The sequence below is a fragment of the Methylobacterium sp. OAE515 genome, assembly GCF_041806315.1.
In the GTDB taxonomy this organism is placed as follows: Bacteria; Pseudomonadota; Alphaproteobacteria; order Rhizobiales; family Beijerinckiaceae; genus Methylobacterium; species Methylobacterium tardum.
Window position 1 is genome coordinate 2,989,840 of sequence record NZ_JBGMUV010000001.1, and the last position, 16,578, is coordinate 3,006,417.

The following is a 16,578-nucleotide window of genomic DNA, read 5'->3' on the forward strand; positions in this document are numbered from 1 at the left end:
GACCCTGCGCCCGCTATTCAGGCGGCCGTGCGGCGCTCGACCATCCGCGCCAGGAAGGCGCTGCCGATCGGGATGATCGAGTCGTCGAAGTTGTAGCCGGCATTGTGCAGGCCCGGGCCGGGATTCGCGCCGAGCCAGACATAGGCACCCGGCACCGCCATGGTCATGTCGGCGAAATCCTCGCTGCCCATCTTGGGCACGACGTTCGCCTCGACCTTGTCGGCCCCCAACAGCTCGGTGGCGACCTCCGTGGCTGCCGCAGCCTGCTCGGGGGCGTTCTCCAAGACGGAGAACACGTCCTGCAGGTCGACCGTGACCTCGGCGCCGTAGGCCGCGGCGAAGCCGGCCGCCAGCTCGCGCATGCGGGTGCCGGCGAGCGCCCGGATCTCCTTGTCGAAGGTGCGGATGGTGCCGGCGAGATGCGCCGTCTCCGGAATCACGTTGTAGGCGGAGCCCGCCTCGATCCGGGTGATCGACAGCACGATCGACTTCAGCGGGTCGGCGTTGCGGGAGACGATCGACTGGAGCGCCTGGGCGAGCCCGGTGGCGATGATGATCGGGTCGACGCCGCGATGCGGCTGGGCCGCGTGGATGCCCTTGCCGCGGATATGGATGTCGAAGAAGTCGGCCGCCGCCATGATCGGCCCGGGCCGCAGCTTGATTCATGCCGTGGCCGCCGCCGGGCTGGTTGTGCAGCCCGTAGATCTCGTCGCAGGGGAAGCGCTCGAACAGCCCGTCCTTCAGCATGGCCCGGGCGCCGCCGCGGCCTTCCTCGGCCGGCTGGAACACGAACACCGCGGTGCCGTCGAAGTCGCGGGTCTCGGCGAGGTAGCGGGCCGCGCCGACCAGCATCGTGGTGTGCCCATCATGGCCGCAGGCGTGCATCTTGCCGGCATAGGTCGAGCGGTAGGGGAGGTTGGTCTCCTCCTCGATGGGCAGGGCGTCCATGTCGGCGCGCAGGCCGATGCGCTTCCCGTTGTCGGTACGGCCCTTGAGCAGGCCCACCACCCCGGTGCCGCCGACGCCGCGATGCACCTCGCAGCCGAATTTCTCGAGGAGATCGGCCACGATGCCGGCGGTGCGCACCTCCTCAAAGCCGAGCTCCGGATGGGCGTGCAGATCGCGGCGCAGGGCAGTCAGCTCGTCGGCATAGGACTTGATGTGGTCGATCGGGCTCATGTCTCGGAACTCTCGGGGGGTGATGTCTCGGAAGGGACGGTCTTCGAAGGCGAGGCCTCGGGACGCGCCGCTCCGTCGCAGGCGCCGCCCTCATCCGTACGCCGGAACGGCGTCAGCGTGTCGAGGACGTCCACCGCCTCGGCGACGTGGGCGCGCTCCCGCTGCAAGTAATCGGCCACCGCGCGGCGGAGGGCCGGGTCGGCGATGTCGTGGGCCGAGTGCATCAGGACTGGCCGGTAGCCGCGGGCGAGCTTATGCTCGCCCTGGGCGCCCGCCTCGACGCGCTTCAGGCCGCGGGCAATCGCAAAATCGATCGCCTGATAGTAGCAGACCTCGAAGTGCAGGAAGGGGTGATCCTCGATGCAGCCCCAGTTGCGCCCGTAGAGCGCCGTGTCGCCAATTAGGTTGATCGCGCCGGCGATGTAGGCATCGTTGCGCTTGGCCATCACCAGCAGCACGCGGTCGGCCATCCGCTCCGACAGGAGCGAGAAGAACCGGCGGTTGAGGTAGGGCCGCCCCCACTTGCGGGAGCCCGTGTCCGTGTAGAAGGCGTAGAACGCGTCCCAGTGCGCCTCGGTGATGTCCGCGCCGGTCAGGTGCTCCACGGAGATCCCGGGTGCGAGCGCGTCGCGGCGCTCCTTGCGGATGGTCTTGCGCTTGCGCGAGGCCAGGGCGGCGAGGAAGTCGTCGAAGCGCGCGTAGCCGTCGTTCTGCCAGTGGAACTGCTGGTCGGTGCGCTGCAGGAAGCCCGCTGCGCCGGCCCGGTCCCATTCGGCCTCGCGCATGAAGGTGACGTGGATCGAGGAGGCCTTGGTCTCGGCCCGCAAGGCCCGCAGCCCCGCGACGAGGCCGGCGGTGGCCTCATCGGGATCGGCGCCCGGGGCGATCAGGAAGCGCGGGCCGGTCACGGGGGTGAACGGCACGCTCACCTGGAGCTTGGGGTAGTATTCGCCGCCGGCCCGCTCGTAGGCATCGGCCCAGCCGTGGTCGAACACGTACTCGCCCTGGCTGTGCGTCTTCAAATAGCAGGGCACCACGCCCAGGCGCGCGCCGTCGCGCTCCACGGAGACGTGGAGCGGCAGCCAGCCGGTCCTGCGGGAGACGCAGCCCGAATCCTCCAGCGCCGACAGGAAAGCGTGCGACACGAAAGGGTTATGCGTCTCGTCGCCGGCCGCCAGGGTCTCGGGGGAGAAGGCGCAGGCATCCCATTCCGCCGCGCCGATGTCCTTCAATCCGGGCAGCGCCCGCACGGTGAGCGTGGGGGTCTCCGGCATCGGCCCGGGTGCTTGCTTCATGGGCGTGAGTCTAGCCGCTGTCGGGAGCGGAGCAAGCGGGCGGATGCGCGCGGCGGCGATGGCAGCCTTTCAACCGGGCGCCTAACGAAACCGCTTTCACATCCGTTGGACGAGGCCGAAGCCCAGGCGCTTCACTCGCCGAACCGGCCGACGCAGGCGACGTCCCTCTCGCTGCAGGTCAGATACCCCTGTTCAGTACCGAGGTTCGCGCGGCCGTGACACGCGCCAGGCAGTCCGCGCGGACCTGCGGCTGCATGGAGCCGCCCTCGACGCCCATCGCCTCCAGGGCGCAGCTCGCGTCCCGGAACGGCAGCCAGGCCTTCTGGGCCGCGCGCAAACCGTCCTTCGCCTTGGGGCCGATCTGCTTCATCAGCCGGGTATACGCCTGGTTCATCGCCGCATCCGCGCGGTCGTACGCGGCCCCGGCGCAAGCGTTCAGATCCATCTGGGTCGCGCCGCTGCAGGGATCGGCCGCCCGCGCCGGTCCGGAAGCGATCAGGAACGCCGTTAGGCCGACGAACAACCTTCGCTTCACGGCACGAACCCCTCGAACACCATCTGGTCCGCATGCGTGCCCGCGCGGGCACGCTGATCCTCGGTCCGGACCGTCCAAGTCATCACCGGGATCCGGCCGAGCAGCCGGCACAGATAGGTCGGCGCGCAGGGCAGGTCGTCGACGCGCCAGGACAGGAAATCCGGCCGCGTCTCGGCGAAGTGCAGGAGGTTGGACAAACCTAGGCGGGCGCTCGGCGGGAGCGCCGCGTAGATCGGGTCGTCCTGCGTGGTCTCCGCCACGATCCCGCGCGGGACCGTCGGCGGGCAGAGGTCCCGCAGGGCCGCGACGATCTGCGGGTCGAAGGATTTTAAAGCCACCGGGCCTTTGTAGGCCGCCGCGACTTCGGCGGCGCGGGTGGCGAGCCGCAGGTCGCCGTCGTAGCGGGACTTGACCTCGATCACCACCGGAACGGCGCCGTCCACCGCCGCCAGGAAGGCCGGCAGCGTCGGCATCGTCTCGGCGGTGCCGGCGATCCCAAGGCGCCCGAGCGCGGCCGCGGATTTCGACGCGACCGATTCGCTCGCTTCCGTCAGCCGCCCGAGGGCGGCGTCGTGGTACACCATCGCCTCGCCGTCGGCACTCAGTTGCACGTCGCACTCGATGGCGAAGCCGCCGGCCACCGCCGCCCGGGCGGCCGCCAGGGTGTTCTCCGGCCGGCCCGCCGCCCGGTCATGCAGCCCGCGATGGGCGATCGGCCGTGCGGTGAGCCAGTCGGGCGCGGCCATGGCTACCGGACCTCGAACATGGCCTCGACCTCGACGGCAGCGTCGAGGGGCAGTTCCGCCACGCCGACGGTCGAGCGGGCGTGGCGCCCGCGATCGCCGAGCAGCTCGACCATCAGGTCGGAGGCGCCGTTCATGACGCCGGCCACCGCCGAGAAGCCCGGCGCCGCGTTGATGAAGCCGCCGAGTCGCACGCATTGGACCACCGCGCGGTCGAGGTCGCCCACCGCGGCCTCGAGCTGGGCGAGCACGTTGAGGGCGCAGAGCCGGGCGGCCGCCTTGCCGGCCTCGGCCGAGACGTTGCCGCCGACCTTGCCCGTGTGCTCGGCGGCGAGCTTGCCGTCCGTGCCGAAGCAGATCTGGCCGGAGATCACCACGAGCGTGCCCGTGCGCACGAACGGCACGTAGTTCGCCACCGGCGCCGCCGCCTTCGGCAGGGTGAGGCCCAGAGCCTCCAGGCGTTCCTTGACCGTACTCATCGCGATCTCCCTCGCTGACTAAAATCCGCCCGAGGCTGGAGCATGGCCGCCCCCCGCCGCGCAAGGAAAAAGGCCGACTGAACGATCGGGACATCAGCGGTTTGACGGTGTCGCGCAGAGCAGCCGCGCGCGCGCGCCGAGCATAGAACCGTTGACAGGGCCGGCCTCTTTCATAGTAATCGCGCGCGTGCCGCCCATCACTGAGGCGGCACTTTCATTTGGAGCCGGCTACGCTTGCTCCGCGACTTCTGCATGAAACGGAGATGGGACCCGTGACGTCAGCCCTTCTGCCGACCTACGTCCGCGCGCCGCTCGCCTTCGAGCGCGGCGAGGGCGCCTGGCTCGTGACGGAGGGCGGCGAGCGATATCTCGACTTCGGCGCCGGTATCGCGGTCAACGGACTCGGCCATGCCCACCCGCACTTGGTCAACGCCCTGGCCGAGCAGGCGGCAAAAATCTGGCACACCTCGAACCTGTTCCAGATCCCCGGCGGCGAGCGCCTCGGGCAGCGCCTGGTCGACGCGACCTTCGCGGACGTGGTGTTCTTCTGCAACTCGGGGGCCGAGGCCAACGAGGCGGCGATCAAGATCGCCCGGAAGTATCACGCCGCCGGCGGCCAGCCCGAGCGGTTCCGGATCGTCACCTTCGCGGGCGCCTTCCACGGGCGCACGCTGGCGACTCTCGCGGCCGGCGGCCAGCAGAAATACATCGAGGGCTTCGGGCCCAAGGTGGAGGGCTTCGATCAGGTAGCGGCCGGCGACTGGGCGGCGCTCGAGGCGGTGATCGGCCCCGAGACGGCCGCGCTGATGATCGAGCCGATCCAGGGCGAGGGCGGCGTGCGGGAAATCCCCCATGCGGATCTGCGCCGGCTCCGCGAGATCTGCGACGCCCACGGCCTGCTGCTGATCATGGACGAGGTCCAGACCGGCGTCGGCCGCACCGGGCGTCTGTTCGCCCACGAATGGTCCGGCATCACCCCGGACATCATGAGCGTCGCGAAGGGAATCGGCGGCGGCTTCCCGCTCGGCGCCTGCCTCGCGACCCGCGAGGCGGCCCGCGGCATGACTGCCGGCACGCACGGCACCACCTTCGGCGGCAACCCGCTCGCCATGGCGGTGGGCAACGCCGTGCTCGACGTCGTCCTGGAAGAGGGCTTCCTGGAGCGCGTCGCCCGTTCGGGCCTGATCCTCAAGCAGAAGCTCGCGGCCCTGCGCGACCGGCACCCGCACGTCTTCGAGGAGATCCGCGGAGAGGGGCTGATGCTCGGCCTCAAGCTCGGCGTGCCGAACACCGACTTCGCCGCCGCGGCCCGGGACGCGCATCTCCTGGTGATCCCGGCGGGCGACAACATCGTCCGCCTCCTGCCGCCGCTCACCATCGGCGACGCCGAGATCGATGAGGCCGTCCGGCGCCTCGACGCGGCGGCGTCCGGCTTCGAAGCCGTGCGCGGAGCCGCCGAGTAAGGTCCGAGATCGGATTTCAGAACACCGCCCCCCCGCGCCGCGGGGGGCGGCTCGAAGCGTTTCCGGGCGCGCGCGATCCCGCCGCGCCGGACGGAGACGCCCCTGCAAGGAGGTAGAGTGCGGTTCATGATCAGGTGATCGTTGAGCAGACTCTAGGTAACGTGACGCGATGAAAGCCCAAATTGACGGCCGGGCCCAGGCCCAGGCCCCGCACCTGAACGGTGCCGGCCCTCGCCATTTCCTCGACCTCAAGGATTTCTCCGGTGCCGAGCTGCGCCGGGTCCTCGATGCCAGCGCCGCCATCAAGGCGCGCCGCCGCAAGGGCGAACTCGCGACCGAGCGCCCGCTCACGGGCAAGACCCTGGCGATGGTGTTCGACCGCCCCTCGACCCGCACTCGCGTCTCGTTCGACGTGGCGATGCGCGAACTCGGCGGCGAGACCCTGATGCTCACCGGCTCCGAGATGCAGCTCGGCCGCGGCGAGACGATCGGCGATACCGCGCAGGTTCTGTCCCGCTTCGTCGACGCGATCATGATCCGCATCCTCGACCACGGTCAGATGCTGGAACTCGCCGAGTACGCCACGGTGCCGGTGATCAATGCGCTAACCAAGGTCTCGCATCCGTGCCAGATCATGGCGGACGTGCTGACCTTCGAGGAGCATCGCGGGCCGATCAAGGGCCGGACCGTGGCGTGGTCGGGCGATTCCAATAACGTGCTGGCCAGCTGGGTCCACGCGGCGGCGCGGCTCGACTTCACGCTCAACGTGGCGAGTCCCCCCGAACTCGCGCCGCCGCCCGCTCTGCTCGCCTGGGCCAAGCAGGAGGGCGCCGACCTCAACGTGACGACGGATGCCTTCGCGGCCGTGGACGGCGCCGATGCGGTGGTGACGGATTGCTGGGTGTCCATGGGGGACGACGACGAGGCTCACCGCCACAATCTGCTGAGCCCCTATCAGGTCAACGCCAAGTTGATGGCCGCGGCCAACCGGGACGCGATCTTCATGCACTGTCTGCCGGCCCATCGCGGCGAGGAGGTGACGGCCGAGGTCATGGACGGCCCGAGCTCCGTCGTGTTCGACGAGGCCGAGAACCGTCTGCACGCGCAGAAGGGCATTCTGGCCTGGTGCCTGGGCGCGGGCGGCCTCTGATCCGGGCGGCTTGGTCCGGTCTCGCGCTCGTGTGGCCGGCGCCCCATATAGGCGTCAGCGGGTGGCACACGCCGCCCGCCTCCCCATCACGGCTGCCGACAGGCGGTCATCCCGGCGACGGATGTGGCGCGCGGCGCCGTCCTTTTCGCACGGGCCGGGCGGGGTGAGGGATTCGGTCGCTCCGCCACGGACATCGCCTCACCCCGCCCGGCCCGTGCGGAGAACGAAGCCGCGCCCTGTCGGGACGGCCGCCTGATCCGGGAGCAGGGCGCCGCGGGCGCCGGACGCATCGATCGGAGAGGGTATGACCTCAGGAACGCAATCTCAGCCGCAGCACCAGACCGCCGGTAATGGCCACGCGGGCGAGGACGACGCCGTGCTGCCCTTCGCCGTGGAGGCTCTGGACGTGCGCGGTCGCGTGGTCCGGCTCGGCGATTCCGTGGACACGATCCTGCGCCGCCATGGCTATCCGGACCCGGTCGCCCGGCTGCTCGGCGAGGCGGCGGCGCTGACGGTGCTGCTCGGCTCCTCCCTCAAGTTCGAGGGCCGGTTCCAGCTCCAGACCAAGACCGACGGCCCGGTGGCGATGATCGTGGTCGATTTCGAGGCGCCCGACCGCCTGCGCGCCACCGCCCGGTTCGATGCGGAGCGCGTCGCGGCCCTGGGTACCGGCCCGCTCAAGGATTCCGAGCTGATCGGCACGGGTCATCTCGCCATGACCATCGACCAGGGTACGGCCGCCAGCCGTTACCAGGGCGTGGTCGCCCTGGAAGGTCAGAGCCTGGAGGAGGCCGCGCACCAATATTTCCGCCAGTCCGAGCAGATCCCCACGGAGGTGCGCCTCGCCGTGGCGGAGGCCGTGGACGAGGTGGCGGGCCGCTGGCGGGCCGGCGGCCTGCTCGTACAGTTCCTGCCGCAATCGGTCGACCGCGCCCGGCTCGCCGACCTGCCGCCGGGCGACATCCCGGAGGGGCACGCGCATCTCTCCGGCGCCGCGCCCGAGGACGATGCCTGGGTCGAGGCGCGCTCCCTGGTCGCCACGATCGAGGATCACGAACTGGTCGATCCCAACGTCTCGAGCGAGCGCCTGCTCTACAGGCTGTTCCACGAGCGCGGGGTGCGGGTCTTCGAGCGTCAGCCCGTGCACGAGACCTGCCGCTGCTCCCGCGAGCGGGTGATGGGCATGATCCGTTCGTTCTCGCCGCAGGAGCGGCACGACATGGTGGCGGATGACGGACGGATCGTCATCACCTGCGAATTCTGCTCTCGTCGGTACGACCTCGACCCGCAGGAGGTCGAGGCCGAGATCGCCGAGCAGCCTAAGCAGTAGAGACTGAACTGAGACTGAGGGCGCGAGACTATCTCTCCGCGCCTACGGCCAAGCTTCGTCCGCGTAACGCGTTAATACCCGTATTCGTTGCGTGAATTTTTAAGGAGCCAGACCCGAACCGTTTCCGGACCTTCGACGTTGCGTGGCAGATTCAACATCGGAGGAATTCCCATGCGGAAATTGTCCATCGGTCTGGCCGCGCTGCTGATCAGCACCTCGGCCTATGCGCAACAGGGCGGCGCCGGCGCTGGCGCCGGGATGAGCGGCCGCGGCGGCCAGGGCGGAGCCGAGTCCGGCATGAAGGCCGGCGGCGGTGACCGGGGCGGCCTGCAGGGTGGCAGCCAGGCCGGATCCGACCGGGGCGGCGCCGAGACGGGCCGCTCCGCGCAGGGCCGGGACGCGGGCGGCGAGGGCCGGATGGCACAGGACCGCGGTCGCGCCGGTGCCGAGCGCGCGGATCGCGACGGTGCCCGCGCCGAGCGCAACGATCGGGGTGATCGCAACGGTGATCGTGCGGAGCGCGGCGACCGCAACGGCGCACGGGCGGAGCGCAGCGAGCGCGGCGATCATCGCGACGGCCGTGCCGACTTCCGCGGCCGGACCGACGTCAGCAGCCGGACCGACGTGCGTTCGAGCCGGGTCGAGGGCGGATACCGCCGCGAGGGCCGCTATGTGTTCATCGGCGGCCGCCGGGTCGTCTACGGCTCGCCGGAATATCGCCGCCTGATCGTCACCGAGAACCGCGGCCCGCGTGAGCGCTACGTCGTCATCCGCGGCCAGCGGGTCCTCTATGGCTCGCCGGAGTACAAGCGCCTCGTCAGCGTCCGCGAGACCGGCCCGCGCGAGCGCTACGTGGTCGTGCGCGGCCACCGGGTCCTGTACGGCTCGCCGGAGTATCGTCGCCTCGTCTCGGTGCAGGAGGACCGCTTCGTCACGATCCGCGGTCACCGCGTACGCTACGGCTCCGACGAGTACCGGCGCCTGAGCGGCGGCGGCACCGTCAGCGCCAGCTTCCGGTCCGAGCAGCGCGCCGGCGCGCGCTTCGACAAGCACGGCGACCGGGACGGCATCCGCAACGCCTCGCGCAACGAGGGCCGGCATGACGGTCGCAACGAGGGCCGGCTGGATCGCGGCCAGGATCGCGGGATGGACCGCACGGCCGGCCAGGACCGCAAGAACGACGGCATGCGCAACAGCGACATGCGCGGCGGCCAGCAGCAGGACGGCATCCGCAACGCCTCGGATCGCGGCGGTCAGCAGGGTGGCATGAAGGCTGGCGGCACCGAAAGCGGCCGCACGGGCGGCGCCGAGCGTGGCGGCATGAGCGGCGGCAGCATGGGCGGTGCCCAGGGCGCAGGCCGCTCGGGCGGCCAGTCCAGCGGCCAGACGGGTGTCGGCCGCAACTGAGGCGGACTGGACAAGAAGGCGGGGAGGGGCCTCGGCGGCCCCTCCCGACAGCCCTGCGCAGCGGCGGGAATCATCGCGAGCGCCGCTGCGCGGCTCCGGGATGACAGCTCGGATACACCGACGGACCCGGATTTGCGAGTTGCTCACCGCCCGGACCTCACATGCGGTCTGTCGACCGATGAGAGTCCCACCTCGACGCATCGGCCCGGAATCTTTATCCGGCTCCGCGCGGCACCGGCGCGGTGGACCGCCTCCGAACCGGCCGCTCGGGCGTCACGATGAGCCAGCTCTCCTCCGAGATCCTCCTCGTTCCGCGGGGCGAAGCCGGCCATTTCCTGCCGGCGGCCCTCGGCTGGATGGGGAAGCGCGCTACCGTCACGCACCATCCGGGCGAGGCGAACCATGTGCTGTGCCTGCCGGTCCTCGACTTCGTCCGCCTGGGTTTCCCGGACGCGAACGGGCGGCTGGACCTGCTGCAGCCGGGTGACGCCGAGAACCTGCGCGCTGGACGGGCGGCGCTCCTCCTCGACCTGTCGAACGAGGGGCCGGGACTCCACGCCCCGACCTTCGAGGCGCTGCATCGCAACCTCGACGGGCTCGGGATCCCCCGCGACCGGGTCATCCTCGTGTCGCAGAACAGGATGCTGCGCCTGGATTACGAGCGGCTCTACGGTGAGGGCCTGCGCTTCTGGACCTTCGAGTTCTTCCCGCTGCAGGTCGCCCTCTGGCTCGACGCGGAGGCGGGCCCGCGGCTGTTCCCGCAGCATCCGCTTGACCGCACCGGATACGTGCCCTTCGCACGGGCTTTCGGGCCCGCGCGCTTTCTCTGCCAGAACGCGGCCCTGCGTTGGCACCGGGTCCTGCTGTACCGCTGGTTCCAGCTCAACGGCATGGATCGGGACGGGCTGATCTCGTTCCACGGCATCGGGGCGGACAACCCGAAGGCCGGCGGCATCAACGTCTTCCACGCCCCGCCGGAAATCGAGGCCGCCTTCGGGCCTCTGCTCGCCGATGTCGGCGACTGGATCCCCCGGCAGGCCCGGCGGATCGATCCCCCTGCCGACGGCACCGACATGGTGATGACCCTGGACACCCGCGCCTACGCGGATTGTGACCTCACCGTCATCTCCGAGACCGACTTCTTCGAGGGCGGGGTCGAGCGCGTCACGGAGAAGTCTCTCAAGGCCGCCGCGACCGGGCTGCCCTTCGTGATGGTCGGCGCGCCCCGGGCCGTCGCGCGGCTGTCGGAACTGGGCTTCCACACCTTCGGCAGCCTGATCGATCATGACTACGATCCGGTCACCGAACCGGCCGAGCGGCTGCACCGGGTGTTCCGATCGATCGAGCGGGCGTGGGCCGACTGCAGGAGCGACCGCGCGGCCTGGCACCGCCGGGCACGGGAGCAGGCCGAGGCGAACGTCGCGCACGCTCGGCACGGTCTGCTGCCGCAGCTCGACCGGGTGATGGTGGCGCCGCTGGTCGAGCGGCTGGTCCGGTTCACGGAGACGGGCGCACTCGTCCACTGACGCTCCGTTCGGCTCCGGGCTTGGCGAGCCGTCACCGACGCGCGACCTGCACCCGCTCAGCTCGCCAGCCGCAGTGCCTCCGCCATCCGCCGCACGGCCGGTTCGATCGCGCGCTCCGGCACCGCGGCGTAGCCCAGAAGCAACCCCGGCTCCGGCGCGCCGGCATGGTAGGCCGACAGCGCCACCGCAGAGATCCCGGCCCGACCGAGCGCGGCGGCGGCGGCGTGATCGGCGAGGGACGGCGTCCAGGTGGGGCCCGGCCGGGCGATGAGATGCATGCCGCCCTCCATCGGAGCCACCGCGATCACGTCCGCCGCGTGGCGCCTTGCAGCCTCCACCAGCGCGTCCTGGCGCAGGGCATAGAGGCGGCGGGTCCGCCGCAGGTGACCGGCGAGATGGCCGTCCTCGATGAAGCGGGCCAGCGCCCACTGGCCGATTCCGGGCGGGGCCGGACCGGTTTCGGCGAGAGCTTGGTTGACCGGCGCCACGAGGCCGCGCGGCAGGACGAGGTAGCTCAGGCCCAGGGCGGGCAGCAGGAGCTTGGAGAAGCTGCCGACATAGATCACCCGCCCGCCGCGATCGAGGGCGCGCAGCGGTGCGAGCGGGCGCCCGGCATAGCGGTACGCCCCGTCGTAATCGTCCTCGACGATCCAGCCCGAAGCAGCGTCCGCCCAGGCCAAGAGGTCCAGCCGGTTCTCGAGGCTCATGGCGTAGCCGAGGGGGTAATGCTGGGCCGGCGTGACCACGGCGAGCCGGGCGCCGGGCGCCGCGGCTGCCCCGCGGCTTGCCGAGAGGCCGCCCGGCCCGATCGGGATCGGCGCAACGCGCAGGCCCGCGCCCGCCAGCGCCCGGGCGATCCCGGGGAAGCCCGGCTCCTCGACCCAAGCGGTCTCGCCCGGATCGAGGAGCAGCTCGGCCAAGAGGCGCAGGCTCTGGCGGATGCCCGCCGTGACGATGACGTCGTCGGCCTCGCAGACGACACCGCGGGCCTGGGCGAGGAAGGCGGCGATCGCCCCGCGTAGCGCCGGCGAGCCGCGCGGGTCGGTCCGCTCGGCCGGACCGTGGCGCCACTCCGCCTGGAGCAGGCGCGCCCAGACCTCGTAGGGGAACGCGTCCAGAGCCGGACGGCCGAGGGCGAAGGCGTCGGGGACGCCCGGTCCCGCCATGTAGCGCTGCGACGGTGCGCGGACGCGTTCGGCTCCGCGCCGCGACAGCGTCGGCGCCGGTCCGACGGCCGTCCGGGCGACCGGCCCGGAATGCGGGACCGCATCGTCCGGCAAGACCGCGGCGACGCGCGTGGCCGAGCCGGGCCGCGCCGTCAGGTAGCCCTCCGCGGTGAGCTGCTCCAGGGCCAGCACCACGGTGCCGCGGGCGCAGCCGAGATCCGCCGCCAGAACCCGCGAGGCCGGCAGCCGGGCACCGCGCGGCAGGCGACGGTCGAGGATGGCCGTTCGCAGGCCCTCGCGGAGCTGCACGTGCAGCGGCATTGGTGCCGCCGGATCGAGGCTGACGGGCAGCGGAAGCGGCCCTTTGGGCATCGGGCGAACTGGTCCAGTTGGGTTCATAAAATTGGACCTTTCCTCTGGTCCGCCAGCGGATCAAGCAGAGCCGTATCCAGGTGACAGACAGGACAGGGGCGATGTACCAGCCGCCGCACTATCGGGAGGACAGCCAAGCCGCCCAGCACGCGCTGATCCGCGCCCATCCGCTAGGCCTCCTGGTCACCGCCGGGCCGGGCGGTCTCATCGCCAACCCGATCCCCTTCCTCCTCGACGCGGTCGGAGAGCACGGCACGCTGCGGGCCCACCTCGCCCGCGCCAACCCGCAGGGGCCTGAGCTTGCCGCGGTGGAGGAGTGCCTGGTGGTGTTCCAGGGACCTCAGGGCTACGTCACGCCCAGCTGGTACGCGAGCAAGCGCGAGCACGGGCGCGTGGTGCCGACCTGGAACTACGCCACCGTCCATGCCTGGGGCCGACCCCGGGTGATCGAGACGGCGGACTGGCTGCACCGACAGATCGCCGACCTCACCGCCCTGCGTGAGGCTCCGCGCGCGGCGCCCTGGGCCGTGTCGGACGCGCCCGAGCCGTTCGTCGCCGCGCAGGTCCGGGCGCTCGTCGGCGTCGAGATCCCGATCACCCGCATCGAGGGGAAATGGAAGATGAGCCAGAACAGGTCCGAAGCGGACCGGCACGGCGTCATGGCCGGCTTCCAGGCGGCGGGCGAACCGGTTCTCGCCGGCCTGATCGCCGAGCGGAGCCCGGCATGAGCGCGCGCCTCAACGAATTCGGCCAGCCGATCGGTCCGGACCTCTCGGATTGGACGGCGCGGCCGCGGCCACCGCGGTCGCCCATGGAGGGCCGCACCTGCCGGGTCGTGCCCCTGGTCGCGGAGGCGCACACGGCCGGCCTGTTCGCGACCTACAGCGCAGCGCCCGATACGCGCGGCTGGACCTATCTCGGCGACGCGATGCCCGCGAGTGAAGCCGTCTACCGGGTACGGCTTGAGGCCATGGAGACGAGCCAGGATCCGCTCTTCCACGTGGTGCTCGACCGCGCGAGCGAAGAGATTCTGGGGATCGCCTCGTATCTGCGGATCGACCCCGGCAACGGGGTGATCGAGGTCGGCCATCTGCATTTCGGGCCGAAGCTTCAGCGCGCGCCCGCCGCCACGGAGGCGATGGCGCTGATGATGACCCGGGCCTTCGATGAGCTGGGCTACCGCAGGTACGAGTGGAAGTGCGACAGCCTCAACGCCCCATCCCGAGCAGCCGCCCTGCGCCTCGGTTTCACCTTCGAGGGCATCTTCCGCAACGCCGTCGTGGTGAAGGGCCGCTCCCGCGACACGGCCTGGTTCTCGATCACCGATGCCGAGTGGCCGCGGGTGCGCGCCGGCTTCGCGGCCTGGCTTGACCCTGCAAATTTCGACGCGGAGGGCCGGCAGCGGCGTGGGTTGGCGGAGCTGCGCGAGGCGGTTCGGTAAGCGTTGTCGTCCGGCAACGCCGCACCGTCGAAGCCCATGACACCGACGAGACACTATCGCGCCCGGCCTCGAGCAGCTTGACCGGCTCAAGGCCGGGCCACGGTCTGACTTCGCTACAAGCAGACCGCCAAAACGTCACGCGACGCGGCTGTCCGCTCCAGCGTGACCTGACGACGCCCCTCGTTCGTCCGCTCCCTGACGGACAGCGAGGGTCATCAGAGACTGCAGAGAGTGAAGAGCGCTCGCTTCAATGCCTTCCGCCCTGTTCAACGAACAATAAGCATCATCCGATGTGCGAAAACTCGCATTCGGATCCGGTGTTGGAGATTTAAGAGCTCGTCTCACACCATGCGTGGCAACGCGTGAAGGCGATCCATGCCGCTGTCCTATTCCGCGCGCCTCCGGCGTGACCTCCGTGACTGGCAGGAACGCGGCTTGATCCAGCCGGAGCAGGCCGAGCGCATCGCCGCCCATGCCCTCGCGCCCCGGGGTCTGCGGCACCTCCAGACCGCCCTCGCTCTGTGCATCCTCCTCCTCGTGGCGCCCTCCGTCATCGCGTTCGTGGCCGCGAACTGGTCGGCGATGCCGCCGTCCGGGCGGCTGATCGTGCTCTTCCTCGCCAACGCCGCGGCCGTATCCGCCACCTACTTCGCGGCGCAACGCCGTGCCCGCGATCAATCCGGCACGGCGCACAGGCTCGTCGATGGCCTCGCGACCCTATCGCTCGCCATCGCGACGGCCACGCTGGCCCTGGTCGGGCAGACCTTCCACGTGGCTGCCGACCCCCGCGGTTTTGCCGGGACCGTCGCGGTTCTCGGCCTGGCGACGGCGCTCGTCGCACGATCCAGCGGCGCGGCCGTGATCGCCTGCATGGCGCTTGTCGCGAGCGATGCGGGCCCCGGCGCCCTCGACCTCGGCCTGCTGCGGGGAGAGGCCGTCTCCGAATCCGAACCCTGGTTCTGGATGGTCGGCCCCGCGCTGTTCCTCGCAAGTCTCTCGGGCTGGCTGCGGGCACGCGAGACGACGCTGCTCCTGCTCCTGGTCGTGCTCAGCAACCATCTTGGGAGCACACCTGCAGGATCGATGTTCCTTCTGTCGCCCGACCGGATCCTGTCCGTGGCGGCTCTCGCCCTCGCCCTGGGCCACGTGCTGGCGCGTCTCTCGCGGGAGAACCCATGGGCGACCCGCCTGCACGGCGGTGCGCAGGCGGTCGCGCGCGCGGCTGTCGGCCTCATCCTCCTCGGAATCGTCATGGTCTCGGCGCGCATACTGGGGTTCGGCGGCGCGCAGCCAACCCCAGCGGTGGCGCTCGCCTTCGCGGCGATCGCGATCGCCGCGCTCATCCTGGTCCGCCTCCGCGCGTCGGCATCGGCGTTGTCCGCGACGAGCGATCTCCTCGTTCTCGCCGCCGCCGCCCTGGCTCTCCTCGTCTGGCTGATCGCCAGTCTCAGCCGGGAGCCCGCGACGGTCTGGACCGTATGGGGCGGTATCGTGCCGGCGCTTATCCTCGTCGTGGCCGGGCATATCGAGGACAGGCGTGAACTGTACGGCTGGGGATTGGCGCTGACCGCCGGCCTCACGCTGGGCATGCTGGCCGCATCCCGCAATCTCATCGCCTTCTCGGGGAACCTGCTGCTCTGCGCGCTTCTGCTCACGCTGGCGCTGTTCGCCTGTCGTTGGGCTGCGCGCCGCCTCGATCGGAGAGCCGCGTGAGAAGCCTCATCCTCGGCATCGCCTTCGCCGGCCTGTTGGTGGTCCAGGTGCTCCCGTCAGCGCTCCTGGCGTGGCAGCAGACTGAGCGTCTGAACGGCGGGCGCTGGGTCCGCCTGGCCGTCGAGACCCGGGATCCACGGGATCTGCTCCGCGGCGAGTACAGCGTGCTGACGTACGAGATCGGGCGTCTGCAGGGGATCGGCGCAGGAACGCCGCCCGCGAGCTGCAATCTCGAGGCTCGCGAATCGTGCAGTCTCGAGGCCGGGCGCTCCGTCTATCTCCGTCTCTCCGCCGATGCCGAGGGCGTCCACAGGGCAGACGAGGTGCTGTTCGAGCCTCCGGCAGGCGACGTCCCATTCATCAAGGGCCACCTGAACTCAGGAATGCTTGTGCGCCAGGGCGCTCCGCTCCGCACCCGCCCCAGAACCGGCAACCAGCCGGCCGAGCCCGCCATATGCCAGCGTCTCGCCTGTCTGACAGGCGTCGTGACCTACGGAATCGAACGGTGGTACGGCGCCCAGGGCGTTCCGGCCAAGCTCGACCGCGCAGCCCGAAAGGACATCCTCGTCGACGTGCGCGTGGCAGCGGACGGCAACGCGGTGCTCGACGGGATCCTGGTTGCGGGCCAGCCTTTCGCCAAGACCGCACGCCTGTGGTGAGGATCGGTCGAAATCCGGTGAGCGGGCCGGCGATTGAGGCAGGCGCGCCCAGCCCGCGATAGGACGCGCGGCCCGCTCCGACGCAGTCCCGCAAATTCCCGCCGATGTGCCGGCCTCCGT

Annotated in this window: 14 protein-coding genes and 1 pseudogene; 9 read left to right on the top strand and 6 right to left on the bottom strand. The window is 70.8% G+C overall.

Annotated elements, in window-relative coordinates:
• Positions 1-17: 17 nt before the first annotated feature.
• The 5 genes and pseudogenes from ABIE45_RS14670 to ABIE45_RS14690 all read right to left on the bottom strand — a co-directional run bounded on the left by ABIE45_RS14670 (position 18) and on the right by ABIE45_RS14690 (position 4,231).
• Positions 18-1,179, bottom strand: a pseudogene (locus ABIE45_RS14670) (M20 aminoacylase family protein).
• Positions 1,176-2,474, bottom strand: coding sequence for a GNAT family N-acetyltransferase (locus ABIE45_RS14675; RefSeq protein WP_192708552.1), 1,299 nt, complete (start codon positions 2,472-2,474; stop codon positions 1,176-1,178). Before ABIE45_RS14675 ends, ABIE45_RS14670 begins: the two are co-directional and overlap by 4 nt.
• 178 nt (positions 2,475-2,652) lie before the next feature.
• Positions 2,653-2,919, bottom strand: coding sequence for a lysozyme inhibitor LprI family protein (locus ABIE45_RS14680; protein ID WP_373622353.1), 267 nt, complete (start codon positions 2,917-2,919; stop codon positions 2,653-2,655).
• A gap of 86 nt (positions 2,920-3,005) precedes the next feature.
• The gene (locus tag ABIE45_RS14685; RefSeq protein ID WP_192708554.1) at positions 3,006-3,755 is read right to left on the bottom strand and encodes a glycerophosphodiester phosphodiesterase family protein; all 750 of its coding nucleotides are present in this window, start codon (positions 3,753-3,755) and stop codon (positions 3,006-3,008) included.
• 2 nt (positions 3,756-3,757) lie between these two features.
• Positions 3,758-4,231 (bottom strand): RidA family protein, encoded by a 474-nt coding sequence (locus ABIE45_RS14690; RefSeq protein WP_192708555.1) that lies wholly within the window; start codon positions 4,229-4,231, stop codon positions 3,758-3,760.
• A 272-nt stretch (positions 4,232-4,503) separates the two neighbouring features.
• Between ABIE45_RS14690 and ABIE45_RS14695 the strand changes: the two genes are divergently transcribed.
• The 5 genes from ABIE45_RS14695 (at position 4,504) to ABIE45_RS14715 (ending at position 11,107) form a co-directional block, all read left to right on the top strand.
• Positions 4,504-5,694 (top strand): aspartate aminotransferase family protein, encoded by a 1,191-nt coding sequence (locus ABIE45_RS14695; protein ID WP_192708556.1) that lies wholly within the window; start codon positions 4,504-4,506, stop codon positions 5,692-5,694.
• A gap of 169 nt (positions 5,695-5,863) precedes the next feature.
• Complete coding sequence (argF, locus tag ABIE45_RS14700) at positions 5,864-6,844, top strand: ornithine carbamoyltransferase (protein ID WP_192708557.1); 981 nt, start codon at positions 5,864-5,866, stop codon at positions 6,842-6,844.
• 304 nt (positions 6,845-7,148) lie between these two features.
• A complete protein-coding gene (locus ABIE45_RS14705) occupies positions 7,149-8,174 on the top strand; it encodes an Hsp33 family molecular chaperone (protein WP_192708558.1) in 1,026 nt (341 codons plus the stop codon).
• A 171-nt stretch (positions 8,175-8,345) separates the two neighbouring features.
• Positions 8,346-9,581, top strand: coding sequence for a hypothetical protein (locus tag ABIE45_RS14710; protein WP_192708559.1), 1,236 nt, complete (start codon positions 8,346-8,348; stop codon positions 9,579-9,581).
• A gap of 242 nt (positions 9,582-9,823) precedes the next feature.
• Complete coding sequence (locus ABIE45_RS14715; protein ID WP_373622354.1) at positions 9,824-11,107, top strand: hypothetical protein; 1,284 nt, start codon at positions 9,824-9,826, stop codon at positions 11,105-11,107.
• Positions 11,108-11,163: 56 nt separating this feature from the next.
• Here ABIE45_RS14715 and ABIE45_RS14720 read toward each other — a convergent pair whose 3' ends face one another.
• Positions 11,164-12,645 carry a PLP-dependent aminotransferase family protein gene (locus tag ABIE45_RS14720; RefSeq protein WP_192708560.1) on the bottom strand — a complete coding sequence of 494 codons (1,482 nt, stop codon included), beginning with the start codon at positions 12,643-12,645 and terminating at the stop codon, positions 11,164-11,166.
• A 101-nt stretch (positions 12,646-12,746) separates the two neighbouring features.
• Between ABIE45_RS14720 and ABIE45_RS14725 the strand changes: the two genes are divergently transcribed.
• The 4 genes from ABIE45_RS14725 (at position 12,747) to ABIE45_RS14740 (ending at position 16,458) form a co-directional block, all read left to right on the top strand.
• Complete coding sequence (locus ABIE45_RS14725) at positions 12,747-13,373, top strand: FMN-binding negative transcriptional regulator (protein WP_192708561.1); 627 nt, start codon at positions 12,747-12,749, stop codon at positions 13,371-13,373.
• Positions 13,370-14,086: a GNAT family N-acetyltransferase gene (locus ABIE45_RS14730; protein WP_192708562.1), complete on the top strand. Its 717-nt coding sequence runs from the start codon at positions 13,370-13,372 to the stop codon at positions 14,084-14,086. The genes ABIE45_RS14725 and ABIE45_RS14730 overlap by 4 nt, the downstream gene beginning before the upstream one ends.
• A 375-nt stretch (positions 14,087-14,461) precedes the next feature.
• Entirely contained in the window at positions 14,462-15,799 is a 1,338-nt protein-coding gene (locus ABIE45_RS14735) for a DUF2157 domain-containing protein (RefSeq protein WP_373622355.1), read from the top strand.
• Positions 15,796-16,458 (top strand): GDYXXLXY domain-containing protein, encoded by a 663-nt coding sequence (locus ABIE45_RS14740; protein WP_192708564.1) that lies wholly within the window; start codon positions 15,796-15,798, stop codon positions 16,456-16,458. The genes ABIE45_RS14735 and ABIE45_RS14740 overlap by 4 nt, the downstream gene beginning before the upstream one ends.
• The last annotated feature ends 120 nt before the right edge of the window (positions 16,459-16,578 follow it).

Coding starts and splice junctions, on each gene's coding strand:
- ABIE45_RS14675 (WP_192708552.1), bottom strand. CDS start 2,474: ATGAAGCAAGCACCCGGGCCGATGCCGGAGACCCCCACGCTCACCGTG.
- ABIE45_RS14680 (WP_373622353.1), bottom strand. CDS start 2,919: ATGGATCTGAACGCTTGCGCCGGGGCCGCGTACGACCGCGCGGATGCG.
- ABIE45_RS14685 (WP_192708554.1), bottom strand. CDS start 3,755: ATGGCCGCGCCCGACTGGCTCACCGCACGGCCGATCGCCCATCGCGGG.
- ABIE45_RS14690 (WP_192708555.1), bottom strand. CDS start 4,231: ATGAGTACGGTCAAGGAACGCCTGGAGGCTCTGGGCCTCACCCTGCCG.
- argF (WP_192708557.1), top strand. CDS start 5,864: ATGAAAGCCCAAATTGACGGCCGGGCCCAGGCCCAGGCCCCGCACCTG.
- ABIE45_RS14705 (WP_192708558.1), top strand. CDS start 7,149: ATGACCTCAGGAACGCAATCTCAGCCGCAGCACCAGACCGCCGGTAAT.
- ABIE45_RS14710 (WP_192708559.1), top strand. CDS start 8,346: ATGCGGAAATTGTCCATCGGTCTGGCCGCGCTGCTGATCAGCACCTCG.
- ABIE45_RS14720 (WP_192708560.1), bottom strand. CDS start 12,645: ATGCCCAAAGGGCCGCTTCCGCTGCCCGTCAGCCTCGATCCGGCGGCA.
- ABIE45_RS14725 (WP_192708561.1), top strand. CDS start 12,747: ATGTACCAGCCGCCGCACTATCGGGAGGACAGCCAAGCCGCCCAGCAC.
- ABIE45_RS14730 (WP_192708562.1), top strand. CDS start 13,370: ATGAGCGCGCGCCTCAACGAATTCGGCCAGCCGATCGGTCCGGACCTC.
- ABIE45_RS14735 (WP_373622355.1), top strand. CDS start 14,462: ATGCCGCTGTCCTATTCCGCGCGCCTCCGGCGTGACCTCCGTGACTGG.